The sequence below is a fragment of the Janthinobacterium sp. LM6 genome (assembly GCF_002002885.1).
Classification (GTDB): domain Bacteria; phylum Pseudomonadota; class Gammaproteobacteria; order Burkholderiales; family Burkholderiaceae_D; genus Janthinobacterium; species Janthinobacterium kumbetense.
The window spans coordinates 2,098,026-2,118,828 of sequence record NZ_CP019510.1; the positions used below are offsets into that span (position 1 = coordinate 2,098,026).

Sequence of the window (20,803 nt, forward strand, 5' to 3'; positions counted from 1 at the left end):
GGGAGTGATCCTGAGCAAGATTGCAGTCATCATCAATGCGGGCGCCGGTTGCGGCTATGCGCCCGACTGGGCGCAGCAGCTCGAAGCGAAATTCGCCGCCGTGGGGCTCGACGCCGCCATCACCCTGGCCGCCAGCGGGGCCGACATGATCGCCACGGCCGGGCAAGCCTTGCGCGACGGCGCGCCCATCGTCGTGGCCGGGGGCGGCGACGGCACCATCAATGCCGTCGCGTCCGTCGTCGTCGGCAGCGGCACGCCGTTTGGCGTCTTGCCGCTGGGTACCTTGAACCATTTCGCCAAGGATTTGAACATTCCGCTCGAACTCGATGCGGCGATCGCCAATGTGGCGCAGGGCGTGCCGCACCAGGTCGACGTGGGCGAAGTCAATGGCCGCATCTTCCTGAACAATTCCAGCCTGGGCCTGTATCCCGACATCGTGCGCGACCGAGAAAAGCAGCAGCGCCGCCTGGGACGGGGCAAGTGGCTGGCGTTCAGCTGGGCGCTGGTGGCCGCCTTGCGCCGCTATCCCTTCCTCAGCGTGCAATTGAAACTCAAGGACGCCGTGCATGCGCGGCGCACGCCGTTTGTCTTTATCGGTAACAATGAATACCTGATGGAAGGCTTGAATATCGGTGAGCGCGAACGGCTCGATGGCGGCCAGCTGAGCCTGTACGTGGCGCAGCGTCCGGGCCGCCTGGGCTTGCTGAAGCTGGCCTTGCATGCACTGTTCGGCAAGTTGTCGCAGGCCAAGGATTTCGATGTGCTGACGGCCACCGACCTGGAAATCGCCACGCGGCACCGGCGCCTGCGCGTGGCTACCGATGGCGAAGTGACCGTCATGAATACGCCGCTGCAGTACCGCATCCGCCCCGCCGCGCTGACGGTGCTGGTGCCTGCGCCGGCACCTTCCGGGGAGTAAGGCCATGCGTACCATCGTGCATTTGTCCGACTTGCATTTTGGCAAGGTCGACGCGGACTTGCTGGCGCCCTTGCGCGCGCTCGTCGAACGGCTGGAACCGGACGTCGTGGTGGTGTCGGGCGATTTGACGCAACGGGCCCGCAGCGCCCAGTTCCAGCAGGCGCGGCACTTTCTCGACAGCTTGCCGGGGCCGCAGATCGTGGTGCCGGGCAACCATGACGTGCCGCTGTACAACGTCTTTTCCCGTTTCCTGACGCCGCTGGTGAAGTACCGGCGCCATGTGACGGACGATTTGTCGCCCGAATATGTGGACGAGGAAATCGCCGTGCTGGGCATCAATACGGCCCGCTCGCTGACCTTCAAGGATGGCCGCATCAGCCATGAACAGATCGATTTCCTGCGCGAACGCCTGGGCCGCTTGCCGCCCGGTTTGACGCGCATCATCGTCACGCATCATCCATTTGACTTGCCCGAGCACTTCGACGACGATGACCTGGTCGACCGCGCACCGCTGGCGCTGCAAATGTTTTCCGAATGCGGCGTGGACTTATTGCTGGCCGGGCATCTGCACGCCAGCGTGGCGGGCAACACGGCCGAACGCTACAAGATCGCCGGCTATGCCGCCCTGATGGTGCAGGCGGGTACGGCTACGTCCACGCGGGGCAGGGGCGAGTCGAACTCCTTCAACGTGCTGCGCGTGGAAAACAGTTGTATTCGCGTCGAGCGCTACAGCTGGAATGAGGACAGCGCCGACTTTGAAAAGGTCAGCACGGAAGCGTTCGAGCGTCAGGGCGGGGTGTGGGCCAGCTTGCGGCCGCTGCAGGTCGGATTAGCGCGGCGAAGCCAGGCGTAATCCGACAATATTGTTGCCTTTGGTAATGGCTGTGGTGATGTCGGCTTACGCTGCGCTAAGCCGACCTACGCCGACCTGCGTCGGTCTGCACAGGTAGCAGCAGTGGCCGTCAAAATGGCCAGGGCTAGGCGCGTTGCCGAAGACAGTACGAATAGTACGGCGAGGCAATGCAACAACGCCCTGGACTTTTTGACGGCCACTCCCTTACAGCCAGTAGTTCATGAAACGCGCCGCCCACTCCTTCATGCGGTCCGCAATCGGCCGCGTTTCCCATTTCGCCCTGGTGATCTCTTCCGAGTCGCGCAAGTCTTCCTGGAAGGCGTTTTCCATTTCCCTGCCGAAGCTGTCGCCCAGCACGATCACGTTCAGCTCGCTGTTATGCAGGAAGCTGCGCATGTCGATGTTGGTCGAACCGACGGTCGACCAGGCGCCGTCGATGACGGCCGTCTTGGCGTGCAGCACGGCCAGTTTCAAGTGGAAGATGCGGATGCCGCCGGCCAGCAGCTGGTCGTACAGCGCGTGTCCCGCATGGAACACGAGGCCGCTGTCGGACACGCCGGGCAGCACCACGGTGACGTCCACGCCACGTTTCGCGGCGGCCACCAGCGCGTCGACCGTCTGCTGGTCGGGCACGAAATAGGCGGAGGTGATGTGAATGGATTTTTTTGCTTCTTGGATAGCCAGGATATATGCCTTGTAGATTTCGAAGCCGCCGTCCGGCTCGCTGGCCACCACGCGCACCAGCTTGTCGCCCACTTCCGACAGGGTGGGGAAATAATTGGCGTCCGGCAAGTCAGCCTGGTCTTGCTGGGCCCAGGTGCGGATGAACAGCCACTGGAAGGCGGCCACGGCCGGGCCTTCCACTTTCACGTGGGTATCGCGCCAGCCCACGTCGCTCTTGTCGGCGGACTTGTTCTTGGAGCGGAACAGCGAGCTTTTCGCATAGGTGTCGCTGATGTTGACGCCGCCCGTAAACGCCGTCTTGCCGTCGACGATCAGCACCTTGCGGTGGTCGCGGTTGTTGATCTTCCAGTCGTCGCCCTTGAGCTTGGCGGGATTGACGGGGTTGAAGGCCACCAGGTGCACGCCGGCCGCGCGCATGCGCTCGAAGAACGCCTGCGGCACGCCGAGGGTGCCCACGCTGTCGTAGATGACGTTGACCGTCACGCCCGCCTGCTGCTTTTCGATGAGCATGTCGGCAAACTTCAGGCCCAGCGGGTCCTGGTCGAAGATATACGTTTCCAGGTTGATGCTGTTCTTCGCTTCGCTGATGGCCTGGAACATGGCTGCCATCGTTTGCGGGCCGTCAAACAGCAGGGTCACCTTGTTGCCCTTGATCAAAGGCACGCCCGTGGCGGCCTCTTCCAGCGCGGCCTGGGCTTTCAAGTCCATGTCGGACCTGGCCCAGCGCTTGTTGAGCAGGGCGGCGCGGCTGTTGACGTTCAGCACGGCGCCCTTGCCGGTGATGACCTTGGGTTTGGCCACCGGTTCCAGGGTGGTGTTGAGATTCTTGACGTTGGGCAGCGAGGCGCATGCAGCCAGGGTCCAGCACAGCAGTAGGGCGGTGAGGCAGGGTTGCATGCGCCTGGCGGTCATTTTTGAGCCTTGGTCGTGGGTGACAGGTTTGCCGAATCATCGGCCAGTGCCAGGGGGGGCGGGTTTTTCGAACCGAAGAAGAAGACGATGGGCGAGCGCAGGAAGCGCTTGCCCAGAATCTTTAATAATTGCATGCCGTGCTTGAAGCGTACCTGGCGCGAACGCAGGGCCACCCACAGGGCCAGGCCGAAGCTGACGAGCAGGTTGGCCGTGCCGATGGCGAAGATGCCCGACAGCGACTTGACGGCCAGCTGCCAGCTCATGTTGTGGTCCAGGCCCACCAGCGCCGTGGCGAAGTTGGCGGCCGAGAAGGTGATGTGGCGGATATCGATCGGCAAGCCGATCAGGAAGCCCAGGGTGCCGATGGAACCGAGCAGGATGCCGAAATAGAAGTTACCCATCAGGCCGCCCAGGTTGTTTTCCAGGTACAGGCCCAGTCTCTGCAGGCGATCCTGGCCGATGACACGGCCCAGGCCGCGCAATTGCGCGATGCGCTGCGCCCAGCGCGTGTACAGGGCCTGGTTATCGTAGTAGCCGGAAATCAGGCCGGCGACGAACAGGCACACGCCCGCGATCATGGCGTAGAAGATGGCGGGGCTGCCGATGGGATCGATATCGTGCAGCAGATGCATGGCTTTTTCCGGCGTCACCAGGTTGTGTCCGGTAATCGCCTTGTAGCCGAGCGCGATCAGCCACGCCGTGGGGATGGCGGTGGCCAGGTTGCCCAGCACGGCCATGTTTTGCGTGCGGAACACTTTGTTGATCAGTTCCGCCATGCTGTCGAGGTCGATGTTCCGGCCATCCTTGCTGTGCAGGCCGGCGGCGATGCGCGAGGCCGTCATGGCCGGCTGCTTGGTGGCCACCGTGAAGTGCAGCAAGTGGATGAACATGAAGCCGATCGAGTAATTCATGCTGAACATGAAGGCTTCGACCAGCGGCGCCGAGCGCAGGTAGGACATCAATATCTTGAACAGGGCCATGAAGCCGATGATCACGCCCGCGCCCGCGGACGAGAGGAACATGGCACCCATTTCGCGGCGGTTTTCCGCAATGTAATGCTCGCCCGTGCGGCTGGCGTTTTCCGTCACATTGCGCGCCAGCAAGTTGATATTGTCGGAAAACAGGTCGCTGACCTTGTATTTGTGGTTGTGCGCGCGTATCAATTCCAGCGCCAGCCCGACGGCGCCCGCGCGGCGGCGGCTGACGGGTTGCGGGTGCAGCAAGTCTTGCGTGGCGTCCACCGTGATGGCGTCGATGTCCACGTTGTTCGAGGCCGGCAGCTCGCCGCTCGTGTCGACGAGGAACAGCAGCTTGCGCAGGCGGTCGATGCTTTGCGCCAGCGCCACCAGCAGGTAGGTCAGAGGAATGCTGGTGCCCTGGTACAGGGCTTTCTTGCGGATCTTGGCGATGACGGCGTCGCACTGGTCCAGCATCACCAGCAAATGGCGCGCATCCTCGATGTGCTCGATATCGCCCTGCAGCAGGCTCGTGTAGGCGTCCAGGTAGGCGTTCACTTCCGTGTTCTGCACCATGAACGGCGACTGGAACACTTCAATTTCGCTGTGGAAGCGCGTCAGTTCCGGTTCCAGGCCCATGGCGCAGACGCGGTAGGACAGGGTGCGGATGGCGTCGAGCATGCCCGGCAGCATGATATTGCCGTCGCCGACGGCCAGTTCGACCTCGTCGCTGGTGAGCACGTCGAACAGTTCCAGCCAGTCCGTGGCGGGCACGTTGCTGATCCACAAATAATCGGTCTTCAGGTACAGCACCTGGTCGAGCGCGTCGTTCAGGTATTCGTCGCCGAGGGCGGGCGGCAGCATGCGGTAGGCGATGCGGCGTTTCAATTCTGTAAAGAAACCGCTGTTCGACAGCACGCCGATATCGGTGTACAGGCTGGCGTGGCGGCGCGCGGCCAGCACGCGCAGCACGTATTCGTGCAGGGCGCGCGCTTGCGCGGGGTTACCTTTGAGAAGCTGGCGCAGGGTGCGCACGTTGGCAATCGCGGTAGCGCTGTCGTGGGGGCGCTTGGGACGCAGTGAGTTGAATAGTTCCACCAGCAAGTCGATATTGCTGGAGTTGGGGTCAATGCGTTCGAGGATAGCTAGCATGCAGAAAAAACGGGCGAGCCGCTGTCGGTAAAACCAGTAGTGTACCGCCTGCGTCAATTCTCGCAACGTTCGCCACCGAACATTGCTTTACGGCAGGGCCTGCATTTAACGCCATTTTGCCGCTAGTGCCACAATCATGGTCACTTTTGCGTGTTGTCAGTACGCGACGCGGTTTCATGGCCTAAGCTGAAGTTTCTGTTGTACAACGCACGGATGGCTGGACAAAAAGCGAGGATAAGGTAACACTAAGATCAGACACACAGCGCATGTCCTGATCAATACCGGGAAGTTTCAATTCACGTTACCGAGATATTTATCATGCAGACCTCGTATTTTGCGCTTGCTGTGATAGGGATGGGGCCGTGGATGCTTTTTGCGCCGGCCCAGGCTGCCGATGGCGCAGGCAGTGCCGCATCCACTAACGTTGCCGTGTACGGCGTGCTCGACGCGGGCATCGTGGCCGAGCGCGGCTGCGCCGCCAATTGCGCCAACACCAAGGTGTCCGGCGGCGTTGCGTCCGGCTCGCGCCTGGGCGTGCAGGGCCGCGAAGCGCTGGGCAATGACGTGTCCGCCGTATTTACCCTGGAAGCGGGCGTGCAGAACGACACGGGCCAGTCGGAAGAGGGCCGTTTGTTCGGCCGCCAGGCCTACGTGGGCCTCGACAGCCGCCTGGGCGCGCTGACCCTGGGGCGCCAGTACAATCCGCACTACCTGGCGCTGACCGACGTGGCCGACCCGTTCAAGGGCGGCATGGCCGGCAGCGCCGGCAACCTGGCCGGCTACAGCGTGAAACGCTACGACAATACCGTCAAGTACGTGACGCCCGCCTTGCGCGGTGTGACTGCCAGCGCCATCTACAGCTTTGGCGAGTCGCCGTACAGCAACGCCAGCAACCGCGCATATGGCGCCACGCTTGGCTATTCGGCCGGCGCCGTGAATGTCAGCGTGTCGCACCAGCGCAAGAATAACCTCATCCTCGCTTCCGGCACCTTGCCCGCCATTGACATGTCGGCCCGCAACACCCTGATCGCGGCGAATGTCGACCTGAAAGTGGCCACCGTCTTTGCCGCCGTGGGCGTGAACAAGGGCTATGGCAGCTCGCCGTGGGACCCGAACAACGCCTACAGCGCGCTGGCCCTGTCGATGTCGTCGTCGGACAGCCGCGATACCTTGCTGGGCGTGTCCGTGCCCGTGGGCGGCTTCAAGCTGCTGGCGTCCTGGGTGCGCAAGGATGACCGCGACCTGGCCAACCGCGACGCCAGCCAGGTGGCCGTCGGCCTCACGTATTCCCTGTCAAAGCGCAGCGATTTCTACGCGTCCTACGCGAAGATCCATAACAAGAACGGCGCCCGCTACACGGTGGGCAATGCCAGCGATGCGGGCCGCGGCGACGCGGCTTTTAATATGGGCTTCCGTCACGGTTTCTGAACGGTCACGCCCGCCAGGCGGCCGGTGCAGGATGACGGCGCGCTTTTAATATGGGCTTGCGTCACGGCTTTTGAGCAGCAGCGGTTGATGGCGCAGGGCACGTTGCGCCCAGCCACTTGCCGTTGCTCGTCACGTTCACCTGTTCCGGCGCGCCGCGCGCGCTGGTCGTCACGGCCAGCTGCATGCTGAAAGCCTGGTCGCCCGTAAACATGACCTTGCCTTCGCCGCTCGATTTCGGATTCGCGCAGCTGAACGATACCTGCATGCCGCCCGCGATGTCCGTGTTTTTCGACTTGCAATCGCCGGGCTGGCCCGTGGGAATCTGCTTGCGCGCCGCCATGTCCGGCGTCACGCAGGCCGTCACGCGCACGGCGCCGTCGGCGCCCACGGTGGGCATGGCCATGCCGCGGCTGGCCGCCATGCTTTCCAGCTGCTTGCGTTGATCGGGGGGAAGGTTGCCCAGTTGCTGCAGCACCATGGACATGGCGTTGTCGGTGGCGGCGTCCGGCGAGGCCATCTTGCTGTCGACTTGCCACAGGCCCGGCTTGATGCTGGCGGATGGCGCGGCGGCCTGTGCGCCGGCGTGGGCGCCGAGGGCGGCGCAAGCGAGCAGGGTCAGGCGTAGCAGGGATTTTTTCATCGTGGGGTCTCCGGTATGGGCAGACCCCAGCATACGGCATGGCAAGCGGGGCACGCTTGCCATTGTGTTACAAACTGTGATCGGGCTCGATGCGGCGCACGTCCACGCAGGCGATGCGGCGCTCGTCGGCCTCGACGATTTCATAGCGCAAATCATCGAGTTCCAGCACTTCGCCCACGGCCGGCATGTTTTCGAAATGCGCCAGCAGGAAGCCGGCCAGCGAGTTGTATTCGCCATCTTCGCTGACCAGGGTTTCCGTCTCGAACACTTGCTCCAGGTAATGCAAGTCCGTCGCGCCATCGATGCGCCAGTGGCCGGGGCCCAGCACTTCCACGTCGGGCTGCTCGTCTTCGTCGGGGAATTCGCCGGCGATGGCTTCCAGGATGTCGATGGGCGTTAGCACGCCCTGCACGGTGCCGAACTCGTCGACCACCAGCACCAGCTGGCCGCGCGAGCGCTTCAGCGTTTCCATGGCTTTCAGCACGCCGGCCGCTTCCGGCACGACGACGGCTTCGCGCATGCTGTCCGGGTCGATCTTGCCGCGCGAGACCAGGTCCTCGATGAGGTCCTTGCTGCGCGCGATGCCGACCACGTTGTCGAGGTCATCATTGCAGACAGGAATCATGCTGTGCGGCGTTTCGCGCAGCAATTGCAGCATCTTCTCACTGCTGTCGTTCAGGTTGACCCACGACACGTCGCCGCGCGGCGTCATGACGGAGCGGATCGAGCGTTCGGCCAGGGTCAGCACGCCGCTGACCATGTTGCGCTCTTCCACGCCGAAGGCGGAAGCGTCGGGCAGTTCCTTGACTTCGTGTTCTTCCACGGCTTCGCGGCCCTTGCGTCCGCCCAGCAGGCTCAACACGGCTTGCGCCGTGCGGTCGCGCAGCGGGGCGTTCGACTGCAGCTTGAGGAAGTTGCGGCGCGCCAGCTGATTGAAGAATTCGATGACAATCGAGAAACCGATAGCGGCGTACAAATACCCTTTCGGAATGTGGAAGCCCAGGCCTTCGGCCACCAGCGACAGGCCGATCATCAGCAGGAAGCTCAGGCACAGCACCACGACGGTGGGGTGGGCGTTGACGAAGCGCGTCAGCACTTTCGACGCCAGCATCATGACGACGATGGAAATGACGACGGCCGCCATCATCACGTACAGGTTTTCCACCATGCCGACGGCCGTGATGACGGCGTCGAGCGAAAAGACGGCGTCGAGCACGACGATCTGCGCCACCACGAGGCCGAAGCCGGCGTAGACTTTCGGGCCAGTCTGGGCGTGCGTGACCCCTTCGAGGCGCTCGTGCAGCTCGCTGGTGGCCTTGAACAGCAGGAACAGGCCGCCGACGAGCAGGATCAGGTCGCGTCCCGAAAACGAGAATGTCAGTATGGAAAACAATGGCGTGGTCAGGGTGACCAGCCAGGAAATCAGCGAGAGCAGACCCAGGCGCATGACGAGGGCCAGGGTCAGGCCCAGCACCCTGGCCTTGTCGCGCTGGTGCGGCGGCAATTTCTCGGCCAGGATGGCGATGAAAATCAGGTTGTCGATCCCCAGTACGATTTCCAGTACGACCAGCGTCAGCAGGCCGACCCAGATTGTCGGGTCAAATAACCATTCCATGTGTATAACCTTGTAAAGTTAAATCAAAATAAAGCTTGCCTGGCGGCCAGTGCCCCAGGGAATGATGTTGCTAATGTGTGATGTGATGGCGGACGCGCGGCGGCCGGGTGGCCTGCCGCGCGTCCGCTTCGGCAAGTGCCCCCGGTCCCGCTTGCCAAATGATGGCGCAAAACGGCGCGCCCTGGCGCGAGGTCGGGTACAGCGTGATGGGATCGTTGTCGCATTCGTCGGCGTCGCAGCTGTCGCCGGGCAAGCCGGCATGGACGCTGGGGTCGAGGCAATCGGAGGCAGGCATGGCGGCAGCGCCGGCCGCGACTGCGGCGTCAAGGTGCTGGAATGGGGAAGGACTGGCGTAAGCCATGCTGGCGAACGCCTGGGGTAACGCAATGAAAACAAAAAGGCAGAGCAGGACGAGAGCTCGTCTCATATACAGGCAGATAGTTCTGGAACCGTGGAGTATAACACGGGAAAATAACAGCTCGATGACAGGACTTGCGTAACTGATAAGTATGCCGTAAATTGCGAGAGCAATCATTTCCCCTGGCAGCGAAGACGCAGCGCGGGCCTGTGGCAATTCTTGCGCTTGTATTCCATTGCGCCCGCTTTTGCGCTTGTCTAATAACGTAGTGTTACCAGGACTTTGCCTTGAAACCAATTACCGCCCTCCTGCTTGCCGCCGGCATCCTCTCGCCTTCGTTCATCCTTGCCGCCACCCCAGTGGAAGCGGCGCCGGTCCAGAAAGCCGGCAAGGCTGCGCCCAACCGTGCCGCCGTCAAGGTCACGTCTGTCGAAGGCATCACCGAATACCGCCTGGCCAATGGCTTGCGCGTGCTGCTGTTCCCCGACGCCAGCAAGCCCACTTTGACCACCAACATCGTCTACCAGGTCGGTTCGCGCCATGAAAATTATGGCGAAACGGGCATGGCCCACTTGCTCGAGCACTTGCTGTTCAAGCCCAGCGCCAATTTCGGCGTCAGGAAGGGCACGAAAACCCCGGTCGAGATCCTGAACTCGACGGGTGCCCAGTTCAACGGCACCACCTGGTACGACCGCACCAATTACTACGCCACCTTCCCCGCCAACGACGACAACCTGCGCCAGATGCTGGCCATGGAAGCAGACCGCATGGTGAACGCGGCCATCGACCAGAACGACCTGTGGAATCCGAAGACGCAGAAGGGCGAAATGACCGTCGTGCGCAACGAATTCGAAATGGGCGAGAGCGACCCGATCGGCGTGACGAGCGAACGCATCCAGGCCGTCGCCTACGACTGGCACAACTATGGCAAATCGACCATCGGCGCCCGTTCCGACATCGAACAGGTGAACATTCCCCGCCTGCGCGCGTTTTACCATAAATATTATCAACCGGATAACGCCGTGCTGATGGTGGCGGGCCGCTTCGACGAAGCCAAGGTCTTGAAGCAGATCAATGAGCTGTTCGGCAAGATCCCGAAACCGACGCGCGTGATCGAACCGACCTACACGGCCGAACCGGTGCAGGATGGCGAGCGCGCCGTGACGGTGCGCCGCAGCGGCGGCACGCAGTTCGTCGGCGCCGGCTACCACGTGGCGCCGTCCGGCAACCCGGACGCCGTCGCCATCGAGGTGCTGGGCCACGTGCTGACGGACGCGCCGGCCGGCCGCCTGCACAAGGCGCTGGTGGAAACCAAGCTGGCCAGCAAGATCGAATACAACTCCGTGAGCAATCTGGAGCCCGGTTACAACCTGTTCGGCGCGCTGGTGCCCGTCGATGGCAACCTTGATGCGGCGCAAGCGGCCATGCTGAAAGTGCTGGAAGACTTGAAATCGCAGCCGGTCACGGACGCGGAAGTGGCGCGCGTGAAACAGCAGCTGAACAAGCAGATCGAACTGGCCACCTCGAACACGGCGAGCCTGACGATTGCCCTGACGGAATCGCTGGCGGCCGGCGACTGGCGTTTGTTCTTCCTGCAGCGCGACCAGCTCGACAAGCTGACGACGGCGCAAGTGCAGGCGGCGGCCGAGAAATACCTGAAGAGCTCGAACCGCACCCTGGGCCGTTTCATCCCGACCGATGCGCCGGACCGCACCGTCGTGCCGGCCTACGCCGACGTGGCGCCGCAACTGGCCGGCTACACGGGCCGCGCCGTCGTGGCGCAGGGCGAAGCGTTCGACCCCAGCCCCGACAATATCGAAGCGCGCACCATGCGTTTCACCTTGCCGAACGGTTTGAAGGGCGCCTTGCTGCCGAAGAAAACCAAGGGCAGCACCGTCAGCGTCGTGCTGAAACTGCAGATCGGCAGCGAAGAGAACTTGCGCGGCAAGGGGCAAGTGGGCAGCTACACGGCGAATCTGTTGTCGCGCGGCACGGACAAACTGTCGCGCCAGGAAGTGAAGGACAAGTTCGACCAGCTGGGCATGCAGGTGGCGATTTCGGGCGGCGCCGAGGGCGTCACCGCCATGCTGACGGGCAAGCGCGAGAACTTGCCGGCTGCCATGGACTTGCTGGCGCAAGTGCTGCAAAAGCCGGCCTTGAACGAGACGGAATTCCTGGAATTGCAGCGCGAGCGCGTCGGCCGCGCGGAGCAGGAGCTGCCTGAGCCGCAACCGCTGGCCGTGAACGCCTTCCGCCGCCTGCTCGACGCCACGCCGGAAGGCCATGTGCGCCACGTGGCCACCTTGCCGGCCGAGCTGGCGCAATGGAAAGCCATCCAAGTTGCCGACGTGAAAGCCTTCCATGGCGCCTACTATGGCGCGTCGAACGCGACTTTCGCTGCCGTGGGCGACTTCGACCCGGCCGCCCTGAAGGCGCAAGTGGCCAGCCTGTACGGCAGCTGGAAGGCGCAGCAGCCGTATGTGCGCATTCCTGACGCCGTCAAGCCCGTCAGCGGCGAGAAAGTCAAATTGGAAACGCCGGACAAGGCGAACAGTGTGCTGTTCGCCATCCAGCCGATCCCTCTCAAGGATGACGCCGCCAACTATCCCGCCTTGCTGATCGCCAATCACATGCTCGGCGGCGGCGCCTTGCGCAGCCGCCTGGCCGACCGCATCCGCCAGAAGGAAGGCCTGTCGTACGGCGTCGGCTCGCAAGTGAGCATTCCATCGCGCGAACCGGCCGGTTACTGGATGGCGTATGCCATCAGCGCGCCGCAAAACACGGTCAAGGTGGAAGCGGCCCTGCGCGAGGAAATCGCCAAGGTGCTGGCCGACGGTTTCACGCAAGACGAATTGACGGAAGCGAAAAAGGGCTGGCTGCAGTCGGAAGAAGTGGAGCGCACGCAGGATGCGGGCCTGGCGCGCGAACTGGCCGGCTATCTGGCGCAAGACCGCACCATGGCGTACAACAAGGACCTGGAAGCGAAAGTGGCCGCCTTGACCCTGGCGCAAGTGAACCAGGGCTTGCGCGACTACCTGAAGCCATCGGCCGTGTCGATCGTGACGGCGGGCGACTTCGCCAAGGTGGCGAAAGAGGGCGAAAGCGGCGCCAAGGCAACGACGTCGAAATAAGCTGTTTTAGATGAAAAAAACCCGCTGGCAATGTAATGGCCAGCGGGTTTTTTATTGATGCGAGTCAACTTAGCGCGGTGCTAATTCCGCGACGTAAATTTCCACGCGGCGATTGCGTGCGCGTCCCGAGGCATCCGCATTCGAGGCGATCGGCTCACGGGCGCCGCGGCCTTCCGTGACGACGCGCGTCGGCGAAACGCCGCGCATGGACAGGTAGTCGCGCGTGTGGGCCGCGCGTTCCACCGACAGCGGTTCATTGATGGAATCGCTGCCCGTGCTGTCCGTATGGCCGATGATGCTGACCGTGGTGTTCGGGTTTTCATTCAGGGTGGCGGCGAAGCGGTCGAGAATCGGGCGGAAGTTGCCCTTGATGTCGGCGCGGTTGGTGTCGAAGGAAATGTCGCTTGGAATTTCCATTTTCAGGCGGTTATCGGCCGTTTGCGATACTTGCACACCAGTACCCTGTGTCGCCTGTTCCATCGCGCGCTTCTGGTTTTCCATGCGGTTCGACCAGATATTGCCGACCACGGCGCCAGCTGCGGCACCGATCAGGGCGCCGCCGGCCGTGCGGCCGCTGCTGCCGCCACCGGTGGTGCCGCCGATCAAGGCGCCCAGGCCTGCGCCGATGCCGGCGCCCGTGGCCGTGCCACGTTGCGTCGAGGACATGTCCGCGCAGCCGGTGGCGGCCAATGCGATCACCAGCATGCCGATCAGGGATTTGGCGCCAGGGCCTTTTTTGAATGTTTCTTTCATGGATTTTCTCCTTGTTTTGTTATGGGGACATACCCAGGACTACCCGTACACGTTACTGCAAAACGACGCCGCTTGCCAGTGCGCGCACGCCGTAGGAACAATACGGCAAAAGGCGGCGCCCGTTTGCACGCGCGCCGCTCTTGTCAGACCAGGCTAAGCGCCTGGGCTAGCCTAGGCTATAAGCCGCGCCCGCTGATCAGGCGCAGCAGCACCATGATCACGGCGACCACCAGCAGGATGTGAATGAAGCCGCCAATGGTATAGGAAGTTACCAGGCCCAGCAGCCAAAGAATGATGAGTACGACGGCGATTGTATACAGCATGATGTGTCCTCCGAGAGTAATGTATGGATGACGGCGACTGCGGTGGCCTTGCAGGCGCTGGCGCATGGCGCCGTCATCGGTTCTTGTCATTGCGCGGCGACCGGGTCGCAACGCTGATGCCATGACTAAGTGTCTACTTTGTTTCCCTTGTGTTCTGTACGCTGTCGTACACAAGTCTCAACTATCGTGAGTGGTCGGCATGTTCATCGGCCATGCCCGGCACCCATGCCAGCATGCCGGCCATGCCGACTGCGCCCGCCAGGCAGCTGACCATGCCGCCCGTCAGCAGCAGCATCACGCCGAATACGGGGCTGCCCGCCGGCGGCGCCAGGTCCAGCGCGCAGAAGCCCAGCGCGGTGGCCAGCAAGCCGCCGCCGATAAAGCCCAGCCAGATCCTGTTGCTGCCTGTCTTGTCGTCTTCCATGGCGTCTCCTTTGACATTCCGTTGAACTTTCCTGAATGCATCATCTCGCGGGATGGCAAGCTCATCTGTACGCCAGCGAACATTGCCAAAAAGAAAACGCCCGGACAGGCCGGGCGTGTGTTTAATTTGCAACTAATCGCGGCAGCGGTGCCGCCGCGGTTCGCTTAGCCCATGGCGCGCAAGCCGCCGTTGACGACGCGCACGCGGTCGCCCTGGCGCCAGTTCGGCGCGGCGCTCTGGTGCACGGTGCGCGTCTTGCCGTTATCGAGGCGCACGACGATGTTGTAGCTGCGCGTGGCGCGCACGCTGCCTTCGATCTGGTTGCCGGCCACGGCGCCGCCGACGGCGCCCAGCACGGTGGCCAGTTGCTTGCCGTGGCCGCCGCCCACCTGGTTGCCCAGCAAGCCGCCGACGACGGCGCCGCCGGCCGCGCCCACGCCGCTGCCTTCGGCGCGCGTATTGACTTCATGGATGGCTTCGATCACGCCGCAATTGGCGCACACCTGCGGCGCCGGAGCGGCCGCGTATTGTGGCTGCGGCTGCGGCTGGCGCACGGGTTGCTGCTGCTGCTGCTGCTGCTGCTGCGGTGGCAGGGCGGCTAGCGGCAAGGCGCCGGCAGGCTGCAGGTTCGCTGGCGGCTGGTTCGCCTGCAGGTTGGCCATTTGCTCGGCCGAGGTGCTGGCCGCCAGCGGCTGGGTATCGCCCTGGGAGGAAGGCAGCCAGCCCATCAGGGCAGCCGTGCCCACGCCGCAAAACAGCAGGACGGCGACGGCGGCGGCAAGCACCAGCGGATGGAGGGATTTGGTGGTGGTAGTCATGGAAGGCTCCTTGGTTTTTTTAAAATAATCAAAAGGGTAGTGCGTGTTCTGCGTGTTATGTGCGTCTGTTGCCAGTGTGCTGTGCCGCTTGCCCCGCTTCCGTGCGTCACCGTACATACAGGGCCGGTACTGCACCGTAGGCTAGGTAAAAATTATGTCGAGTTGTAACGACACCGAGGAAAAGCAATGCCACCAACGACTGCCAGCATGACCCTGCCCCGCGATGCAGGCCGATCCGGCCTGGGTTCGCCCGTGGGGGCGCCGGACGCCGGCAACCGCTTGCTGGCCAGCCTGCCCGAGCACGACTTGCGGCACCTGACGGCGCTGTTCGATAGCGTCACGGTCGAGGTGGGCGAGGTGCTGTACGAACCGGGCCAGCCTATCGGCCACATCTATTTCCCCGGCGATTGCCTGATCTCGCTGCTGGCCGTGGCGGAAGGCCGGATGACCCTGGAAGTGGGCTCCGTCGGCCGCGAAGGCGTGCTGGGCGCGTCCGTCGCGCTCGGTCATGACCTGGCGCAAGTGCGTGCCGTGGTGCAACGTTCCGGTACGGCCAGCCGCATCGCGCGCGCGGAGTTCTGCGCCGAGTTCGCCCAGCTCGAATCCCTGCAGCGCTTGCTGTACCGCTACACGGACACCTTGCTGGCGCAAGCCATCCAGATTGCCGTGTGCAGCCGCTTCCACGTACTCGAGGCGCGCCTGGCCCGTTCGCTGCTGATCACGCGCGACCGCCTGCAGTCCGAAAAATTTCATCTCACGCATGAATTTCTTGCCCACACCCTAGGCGTGCGGCGGGTTGGCGTGACCAAGGCGGCCAGCGCGCTGCAACAGCAAAAACTCATCACCTACAGCCGCGGCAATATCGAAATCCTCGATTCGGCCGGCCTGGAAGCCGTGTCCTGCCGCTGCTACGAGCTGGTCAAGGATAGCGGCGCCATCGGCATGGCCAACGTCTTCGTTTAATTTCCTCGGAATAACTTTTCAATGTCGTCAACGCACGCCGGACGCAAAAAAGCGGGGCGGACGCCTGCGCGCCCACCCCGCTTTTTCGATTAACGATTACTTCGGCTTGACCTGGTTGCCGATCACGCCGCCGACGGCGGCGCCGCCGACTGCGCCGATGGCGCTGCCGCCCGTCAGCACGGAGCCGGCAACGGCACCGACACCGGCGCCGATGGCGGTGTTTTTATCCTGGCCGGACATGTTGGCGCAAGCCGTCAAGCTCAGCAGCAGGGCGGCAACGGAAGTGGTAGCGGCGATTTTTTTAATGATTTGCATGATAGTTCTCCTATGAATTCGGACCTCGTGGCGCCGGCATGGTATGGGCCGGTGGGACTTCGTATCGCCACGTCTTGGGTGTTTCAGGCACGATCACAGAATAGAATTGTGGCAAGGCAGGGTCTGTTCGGCAACGCACATAGGGGTGTAACAATTGTAAAAGCACACACGCCGCGCTCAGCGTGCCTTGCGCACGGGCTTGCCAGGCTTGGGCGCCACCGGTTTCACGCGCGCCTGGGCCAGCAGGGCCGCGCATTCGCTGTCCTCGACGGGGCCGGTATTGACCAGCGGCAGCAGCGCCGCCACGGGCGCCACCACGGCCAGCGCCAGTGCGCCGCCGGCGCGCAGGGCCAGCACGCCCTTGTCGACGCTCACGTCGGGCTTGCTGAAAGTGCCGTGCACATACAGGGGCGAGCGCAGCGAAAAGATGCGCAGGCCCTTGCTGTCCGGCCGCAGGGTCAGATCCAGCCGTTCATCGGCCAGGTTCACCGTGCCGTCGATATTCAGGATGGCGTCATCCGTGTCGACGATGAACTGGCGCGTGCGCATCAGCCCCTTGGTGACGGCGAAATCGGCGGCCATGCAGTTCAGCCTGACCTGCTTGTCGCCGGACAGTTTGGCCAGCACGACACTGCCGATATTCAAGCCCATTTCTTCCAGCAGCAGCTTGCTGATGCTGCCCCGGTTGATCAGCGCGCGCACTTCGCCGTTCGAGCTGCCCAGCAGGGTGGCGACGGAATTGCCCGTGGCCGACAGCGATGCATCGCCATTGATTTCGCCCACGCTCGCTTGCAGGGCCGGCAGGCGGGGAAACAGTTGCTGGATGTGCAGATGGCGGGCGCTGGCCTTGAGTTCGGCCGCGATGCCGTTGGCGATGACCTTGCCGCTGCCGTCGAGCTTGATCTGCGACGTCAGGGTGCCGCCCGCCACGTTGAAGTTGAGCGGCGCCAGGGACAGCACGCCGTCCGTCAGCACCACATGCGTGTCGAGCTTGCTGATCGGCAATTCGGCATCGCGCGTGATCTTGTCGGCCGTGTAGCGCACGTCGGCGTCCAGGCTGGTCCAGCGCTCCGTCTTGAAGGTTTCCACCGGCAAGACCCGGCCGGCCGGCTGCGTCGACGGCACGCCCCGTTCCTTCTTGCTGGCGCTGGAATCGGCGCCCACCAGCGGACCCAGGTCGGAAAATTGCAGCAGGCGCGAATGGACTTCACCCGTCAGGCGCTTGCGCGGCGTGCTGGCGGAAAAGGCCAGCTTGCCTTGGATGTCGCTGGAACCCACCTTGCCGCTGAACTGGTCGTACACCCATTCGCCGCCGCGCGGCGCCAGGGTGCCCGTCAAATGGCCTTCCGTGCTGAAGTGCGGCGTTTCCGGCAGCAGCACGCCCGTCAACGGATACAGGCGCGCCATGCTGGGCCCGGATAGTTTCAGGCGCACGTCGAGCGCGGCCAGGTCTGTCGGGCGGGTCAGGGTGCCTTCGATGGCCACGCTGCTGCCGCTCGCGCGCATGTCGGCCTGGATGGGGAAGGGCGTGCCTTGCCGCTGCAGCGACAGCACGCCGCCCGCCTTGCCGCCGCCCTTGACGGTTTCGCCGCGGTAAGTACCGGACAGTGTCCAGGCGATGCCGTAGCGCGCATCGTCCGCGATGGTGTCGACATCGGCGCGCATCGCCGTCTTGCTGACGCCATCGTCCAGGGTTACGGTGCCCTTGCTGAAGACCACGCTTTGCAGTTCCAGCTGCCATGGCGATGGCTGGTCCTGCTTGTCGAAGGTCCAGTTGTTCTTGCCATCCTTGCTGCGCAGCAAGCGCACCTGCGGCGTGTCGAAGCGCAATTGCGGGATGATGATTTTCTTGTCCAGCAGGGCCAGCGGATTGAGCGAGAACGCCAGCTGGCTCACGCTGGCCAGCTGCGCCTGCTCACCCGTGTCCGCCATGGCGTTCGGGTTGCCCAGGCGCACGTCCTTTGCCTGCAGGTGCGGCCAGGGCAGGTAGTCGCGCCAGGTTTTTTGCCCCGCGGTGGTTGGCTGCTGCCACGTCAGCGCCAGGTCGCCCTCGATGGCAAACGGCCGCCCCAGCGCGTCGCTGGCGCGCGCATTGAGCCAGGGCTTGGCGCGGTTCCAGTCCATGTTCAGCAGGACGACGGCGGCCGTGACGGGCAGGGCGATCAGCACGGCGGTGCTGGCGAGGGCGATTTTTTGACGGCGAGACAGTTGCATGGGCGACGATTCTTTCTGGACAAGTATTCACGATGCTACAGGAATCGCTGTCAAGCCGGGCCCGTTTCTCGCTTTTGCGGCCCGGCGCGTGCGCTGGCGCACGTTGCCCATGCAAGTATTGTCGATTTCCTACTCTATGTGCGGCACCGAACGGATATGCAGGGAGCCGGGGCCTATAACGTCATACATCAAACGCAGTTCCTGATTCGTTCCATCTGTTACACATCAATCACATTCTCCAGGAGAAGAAAAATGACAAACCGAGATTTCATCAACACCCCCATGACCGCTCTGGCCGCCTGCCTCACCGCCGTCGTCCTGATGACGGGCTGTTCCAGCCTGAAAACGCCGGCCACGGCCGACGTCGCCGTGTCGCGCGCCGCCGTCGATAACGCTGCCAGCGCCGGCGCTGCCGACCTGGCACCCGATGAAATGCGTTCGGCCCGCGAAAAAATGCGCATGGCCAACCAGGCCCTGAAAGACCGCGACTACAAGCTGGCGCGCGACCTGGCCGACCAGGCGCAAGCGGATGCCAAGCTGGCGCAAAGCAAGGCCAACTCGGCCAAGGCCACCAGCGCCGCCGATGAAATCAACGAGAACATCCGCGTCATGCGCGAAGAACTCGACCGTGCCAACCAGCAAGCCCCGAAACAATAACTAACAAGAAGAACAGGATTCCATCATGAAAAAAGCTACCTACACCACTATTCCCGGCCTGCTGGCCATGGCCGCCCTGGTTGCCGCCTGCAGCTCCGCACCGACCACCACCAGCCTGCTCGACCAGACGCGCGGCGACTACATGGCGGCGCAATCGAACCCGATCGTGTCGACCTATGCGCCACGCGAATTCCGCGAAGCGAGTGCAGCCCTGGAAGCGGCAAACGCGGCCGCCACACGCCAGGAAGACAGCGAAAAAGTCGACAAGCTGGCCTACCTGGCCAAGCAAAAGATAGCCACGGCGCAAGAAGTTGCCAAGCAGAAGGCAGCGGAAGCCGATATCGCCAACGCCGGCAAGCAGCGCGACCAGTTGCGCCTCGATGCCCGCACGCAGCAGGCTGACCAGGCCACGGCCCGCGCCCAGTCGGCGCAAGCGGATGCGGAAGCGGCCAAGGCCCAGGCGCAAGCGGCCGAAGCATCTGCCCGCGATGCGCAAGCCCGCGCCGCCGGTCTGGAAGCGCAGCTGGCCGACCTGGCCGCCAAGAAAACGGAACGCGGCATGGTCATCACCCTGGGCGACGTGCTGTTTGGCACGGACAAGGCGAACCTGACGGCCGATGGCGCGAATACGGCGCGCAAGCTGGCCGACGTGCTGAAAAACAACCCGCAACGCACCGTGCTGATCGAAGGCTTCACGGATAGCACGGGCGGTTCCGCGCACAACCTGGAATTGTCGCAACGCCGCGCCGAATCCGTGCGCAATGCGCTGCTGGAACAAGGCATCAGCCGCGACCGCATCGCCACCAAGGGTTACGGCGCTGCCTATCCGGCCGCCGGCAATGACAGCGCGGCAAACCGCCAGCTGAATCGCCGTGTGGAGATTGTCCTGTCGGAAGATAATACGGCCATTCCTGCCCGCCGTTAAGTTAAAACACCAGGCCAAACCTGCTGCGCGTCGCGACTTGCGGCCTCCGATGCTCACTGTGCTATAGCACAGCTCCGCTTCTCGGCCACAATTCACTGCCGCTCGCGACGGTTTTTGCCTGGTGTTTGATTTGTTAGTAGGCAGCACCGGCCGAAGGTTGGCCGGTGGATACCCATGCAAGACTTGAAAGGAAACATCATGACCCAAACATCTGTTGAGATTCCAGCTGGCATCGATACGGCCGCCATCCGCGCCGCCGCGAAAAACCTGGACGACGGCGCCGTGACGGCCGGCTACCAGGGCGACCGCCAGGAGTTGATCACCCTGTTGAATGGGGCGCTGGCCACCGAACTGGTATGTATTGCGCGCTATAAACGCCATTACTACACCGTGAGCGGGCGCGACAACGGCACCATCAAGGCCGAGTTCCTGGAACACGCGCAGCAGGAGCAGGAACACGCCGACTGGCTGGCGGAACGCATCGTGCAATTGAATGGCAAGCCAGATTTTAATCCTGCAACATTGCTTGCGCGTAGCCATGCCGAGTATGATGACTCCGAAGACGTGCAAAGCATGGTGCGTGCCAATCTGATCGCGGAACGGGTGGCGATCGAGTCGTATCGCCAGATGATCGTGAAAATCGGCGACAAAGACCCGACCACACGCCATTTGTTGATCAAAATCATGGCTGTTGAAGAAGAGCACGCCGATGATATGCGCGATCTAATGGAATAGTGTTTTTGAGTAAAGTAGGTATAGTAAC

The 20,803-nt window shown here is 63.0% G+C and carries 19 protein-coding genes; 8 read left to right on the forward strand and 11 right to left on the reverse strand.

The genetic code is table 11. The annotated features are described in order from the left end of the window. The first annotated feature begins 4 nt into the window (after window positions 1-4). Both BZG29_RS09325 and BZG29_RS09330 read left to right on the forward strand, forming a co-directional pair. Window positions 5-919: a diacylglycerol kinase family protein gene (locus tag BZG29_RS09325; RefSeq protein WP_077401512.1), complete on the forward strand. Its 915-nt coding sequence runs from the start codon at window positions 5-7 to the stop codon at window positions 917-919. 4 nt (window positions 920-923) lie between these two features. After that, window positions 924-1,772, forward strand: a complete 849-nt coding sequence (locus tag BZG29_RS09330; RefSeq protein ID WP_077401515.1) for a metallophosphoesterase — start codon at window positions 924-926, stop codon at window positions 1,770-1,772. Window positions 1,773-1,976: 204 nt separating this feature from the next. On the opposite strand, the gene cls is transcribed toward BZG29_RS09330, so the two are convergent. Together cls and BZG29_RS09340 are read right to left on the reverse strand one after the other, a co-directional pair. Further along, window positions 1,977-3,368: a cardiolipin synthase gene (gene cls, locus BZG29_RS09335; protein WP_077401518.1), complete on the reverse strand. Its 1,392-nt coding sequence runs from the start codon at window positions 3,366-3,368 to the stop codon at window positions 1,977-1,979. Continuing rightward, a complete protein-coding gene (locus BZG29_RS09340) occupies window positions 3,365-5,476 on the reverse strand; it encodes a site-specific recombinase (RefSeq protein ID WP_077409032.1) in 2,112 nt (703 codons plus the stop codon). The genes cls and BZG29_RS09340 overlap by 4 nt, the downstream gene beginning before the upstream one ends. 366 nt (window positions 5,477-5,842) lie before the next feature. Here BZG29_RS09340 and BZG29_RS09345 point away from each other — a divergent pair, with 366 nt between their 5' ends. After that, window positions 5,843-6,904 (forward strand): porin, encoded by a 1,062-nt coding sequence (locus tag BZG29_RS09345; RefSeq protein ID WP_253192838.1) that lies wholly within the window; start codon window positions 5,843-5,845, stop codon window positions 6,902-6,904. 61 nt (window positions 6,905-6,965) lie between these two features. Here the strand turns inward: BZG29_RS09345 and BZG29_RS09350 are convergent, their stop codons facing one another. The 3 genes from BZG29_RS09350 to BZG29_RS09360 all read right to left on the reverse strand — a co-directional run bounded on the left by BZG29_RS09350 (window position 6,966) and on the right by BZG29_RS09360 (window position 9,520). Further along, a complete protein-coding gene (locus BZG29_RS09350) occupies window positions 6,966-7,544 on the reverse strand; it encodes a DUF3617 domain-containing protein (RefSeq protein WP_077401523.1) in 579 nt (192 codons plus the stop codon). A gap of 67 nt (window positions 7,545-7,611) precedes the next feature. Continuing rightward, a complete protein-coding gene (locus tag BZG29_RS09355; RefSeq protein ID WP_077401526.1) occupies window positions 7,612-9,159 on the reverse strand; it encodes a TerC family protein in 1,548 nt (515 codons plus the stop codon). 70 nt (window positions 9,160-9,229) lie between these two features. Next, complete coding sequence (locus tag BZG29_RS09360) at window positions 9,230-9,520, reverse strand: hypothetical protein (protein ID WP_077401529.1); 291 nt, start codon at window positions 9,518-9,520, stop codon at window positions 9,230-9,232. A gap of 284 nt (window positions 9,521-9,804) precedes the next feature. Between BZG29_RS09360 and BZG29_RS09365 the strand changes: the two genes are divergently transcribed. Next, on the forward strand, window positions 9,805-12,648 hold the full coding sequence (locus BZG29_RS09365; RefSeq protein ID WP_077401532.1) for a pitrilysin family protein: 2,844 nt from the start codon (window positions 9,805-9,807) through the stop codon (window positions 12,646-12,648). A 69-nt stretch (window positions 12,649-12,717) separates the two neighbouring features. Here the strand turns inward: BZG29_RS09365 and BZG29_RS09370 are convergent, their stop codons facing one another. The 4 genes from BZG29_RS09370 to BZG29_RS09380 form a co-directional block, all read right to left on the reverse strand. Further along, window positions 12,718-13,401, reverse strand: coding sequence for an OmpA family protein (locus tag BZG29_RS09370; protein ID WP_253192839.1), 684 nt, complete (start codon window positions 13,399-13,401; stop codon window positions 12,718-12,720). A 176-nt stretch (window positions 13,402-13,577) separates the two neighbouring features. Further along, window positions 13,578-13,724 (reverse strand): lmo0937 family membrane protein, encoded by a 147-nt coding sequence (locus BZG29_RS27695; protein ID WP_010396376.1) that lies wholly within the window; start codon window positions 13,722-13,724, stop codon window positions 13,578-13,580. Between the two features lie 181 nt (window positions 13,725-13,905). Continuing rightward, window positions 13,906-14,148, reverse strand: a complete 243-nt coding sequence (locus BZG29_RS09375) for a hypothetical protein (protein ID WP_077401535.1) — start codon at window positions 14,146-14,148, stop codon at window positions 13,906-13,908. A 164-nt stretch (window positions 14,149-14,312) separates the two neighbouring features. Further along, the gene (locus BZG29_RS09380) at window positions 14,313-14,966 is read right to left on the reverse strand and encodes a glycine zipper 2TM domain-containing protein (protein WP_077401538.1); all 654 of its coding nucleotides are present in this window, start codon (window positions 14,964-14,966) and stop codon (window positions 14,313-14,315) included. 186 nt (window positions 14,967-15,152) lie between these two features. On the opposite strand from BZG29_RS09380, the gene BZG29_RS09385 reads away from it, so the two are divergent. Beyond that, a complete protein-coding gene (locus tag BZG29_RS09385) occupies window positions 15,153-15,929 on the forward strand; it encodes a Crp/Fnr family transcriptional regulator (RefSeq protein ID WP_077401541.1) in 777 nt (258 codons plus the stop codon). Between the two features lie 96 nt (window positions 15,930-16,025). Here the strand turns inward: BZG29_RS09385 and BZG29_RS09390 are convergent, their stop codons facing one another. Together BZG29_RS09390 and BZG29_RS09395 are read right to left on the reverse strand one after the other, a co-directional pair. Then, on the reverse strand, window positions 16,026-16,244 hold the full coding sequence (locus BZG29_RS09390) for a glycine zipper 2TM domain-containing protein (protein WP_077401543.1): 219 nt from the start codon (window positions 16,242-16,244) through the stop codon (window positions 16,026-16,028). A 177-nt stretch (window positions 16,245-16,421) separates the two neighbouring features. Then, window positions 16,422-18,458 (reverse strand): AsmA family protein, encoded by a 2,037-nt coding sequence (locus BZG29_RS09395; RefSeq protein WP_077401546.1) that lies wholly within the window; start codon window positions 18,456-18,458, stop codon window positions 16,422-16,424. Between the two features lie 252 nt (window positions 18,459-18,710). Here BZG29_RS09395 and BZG29_RS09400 point away from each other — a divergent pair, with 252 nt between their 5' ends. The 3 genes from BZG29_RS09400 to BZG29_RS09410 all read left to right on the forward strand — a co-directional run bounded on the left by BZG29_RS09400 (window position 18,711) and on the right by BZG29_RS09410 (window position 20,775). After that, window positions 18,711-19,115 (forward strand): DUF4398 domain-containing protein, encoded by a 405-nt coding sequence (locus BZG29_RS09400; RefSeq protein ID WP_077401548.1) that lies wholly within the window; start codon window positions 18,711-18,713, stop codon window positions 19,113-19,115. A gap of 25 nt (window positions 19,116-19,140) precedes the next feature. Beyond that, the gene (locus tag BZG29_RS09405) at window positions 19,141-20,040 is read left to right on the forward strand and encodes an OmpA family protein (protein ID WP_077401551.1); all 900 of its coding nucleotides are present in this window, start codon (window positions 19,141-19,143) and stop codon (window positions 20,038-20,040) included. 198 nt (window positions 20,041-20,238) lie between these two features. Further along, window positions 20,239-20,775, forward strand: coding sequence for a ferritin-like domain-containing protein (locus tag BZG29_RS09410; protein WP_070224913.1), 537 nt, complete (start codon window positions 20,239-20,241; stop codon window positions 20,773-20,775). Window positions 20,776-20,803 lie beyond the last annotated feature (28 nt).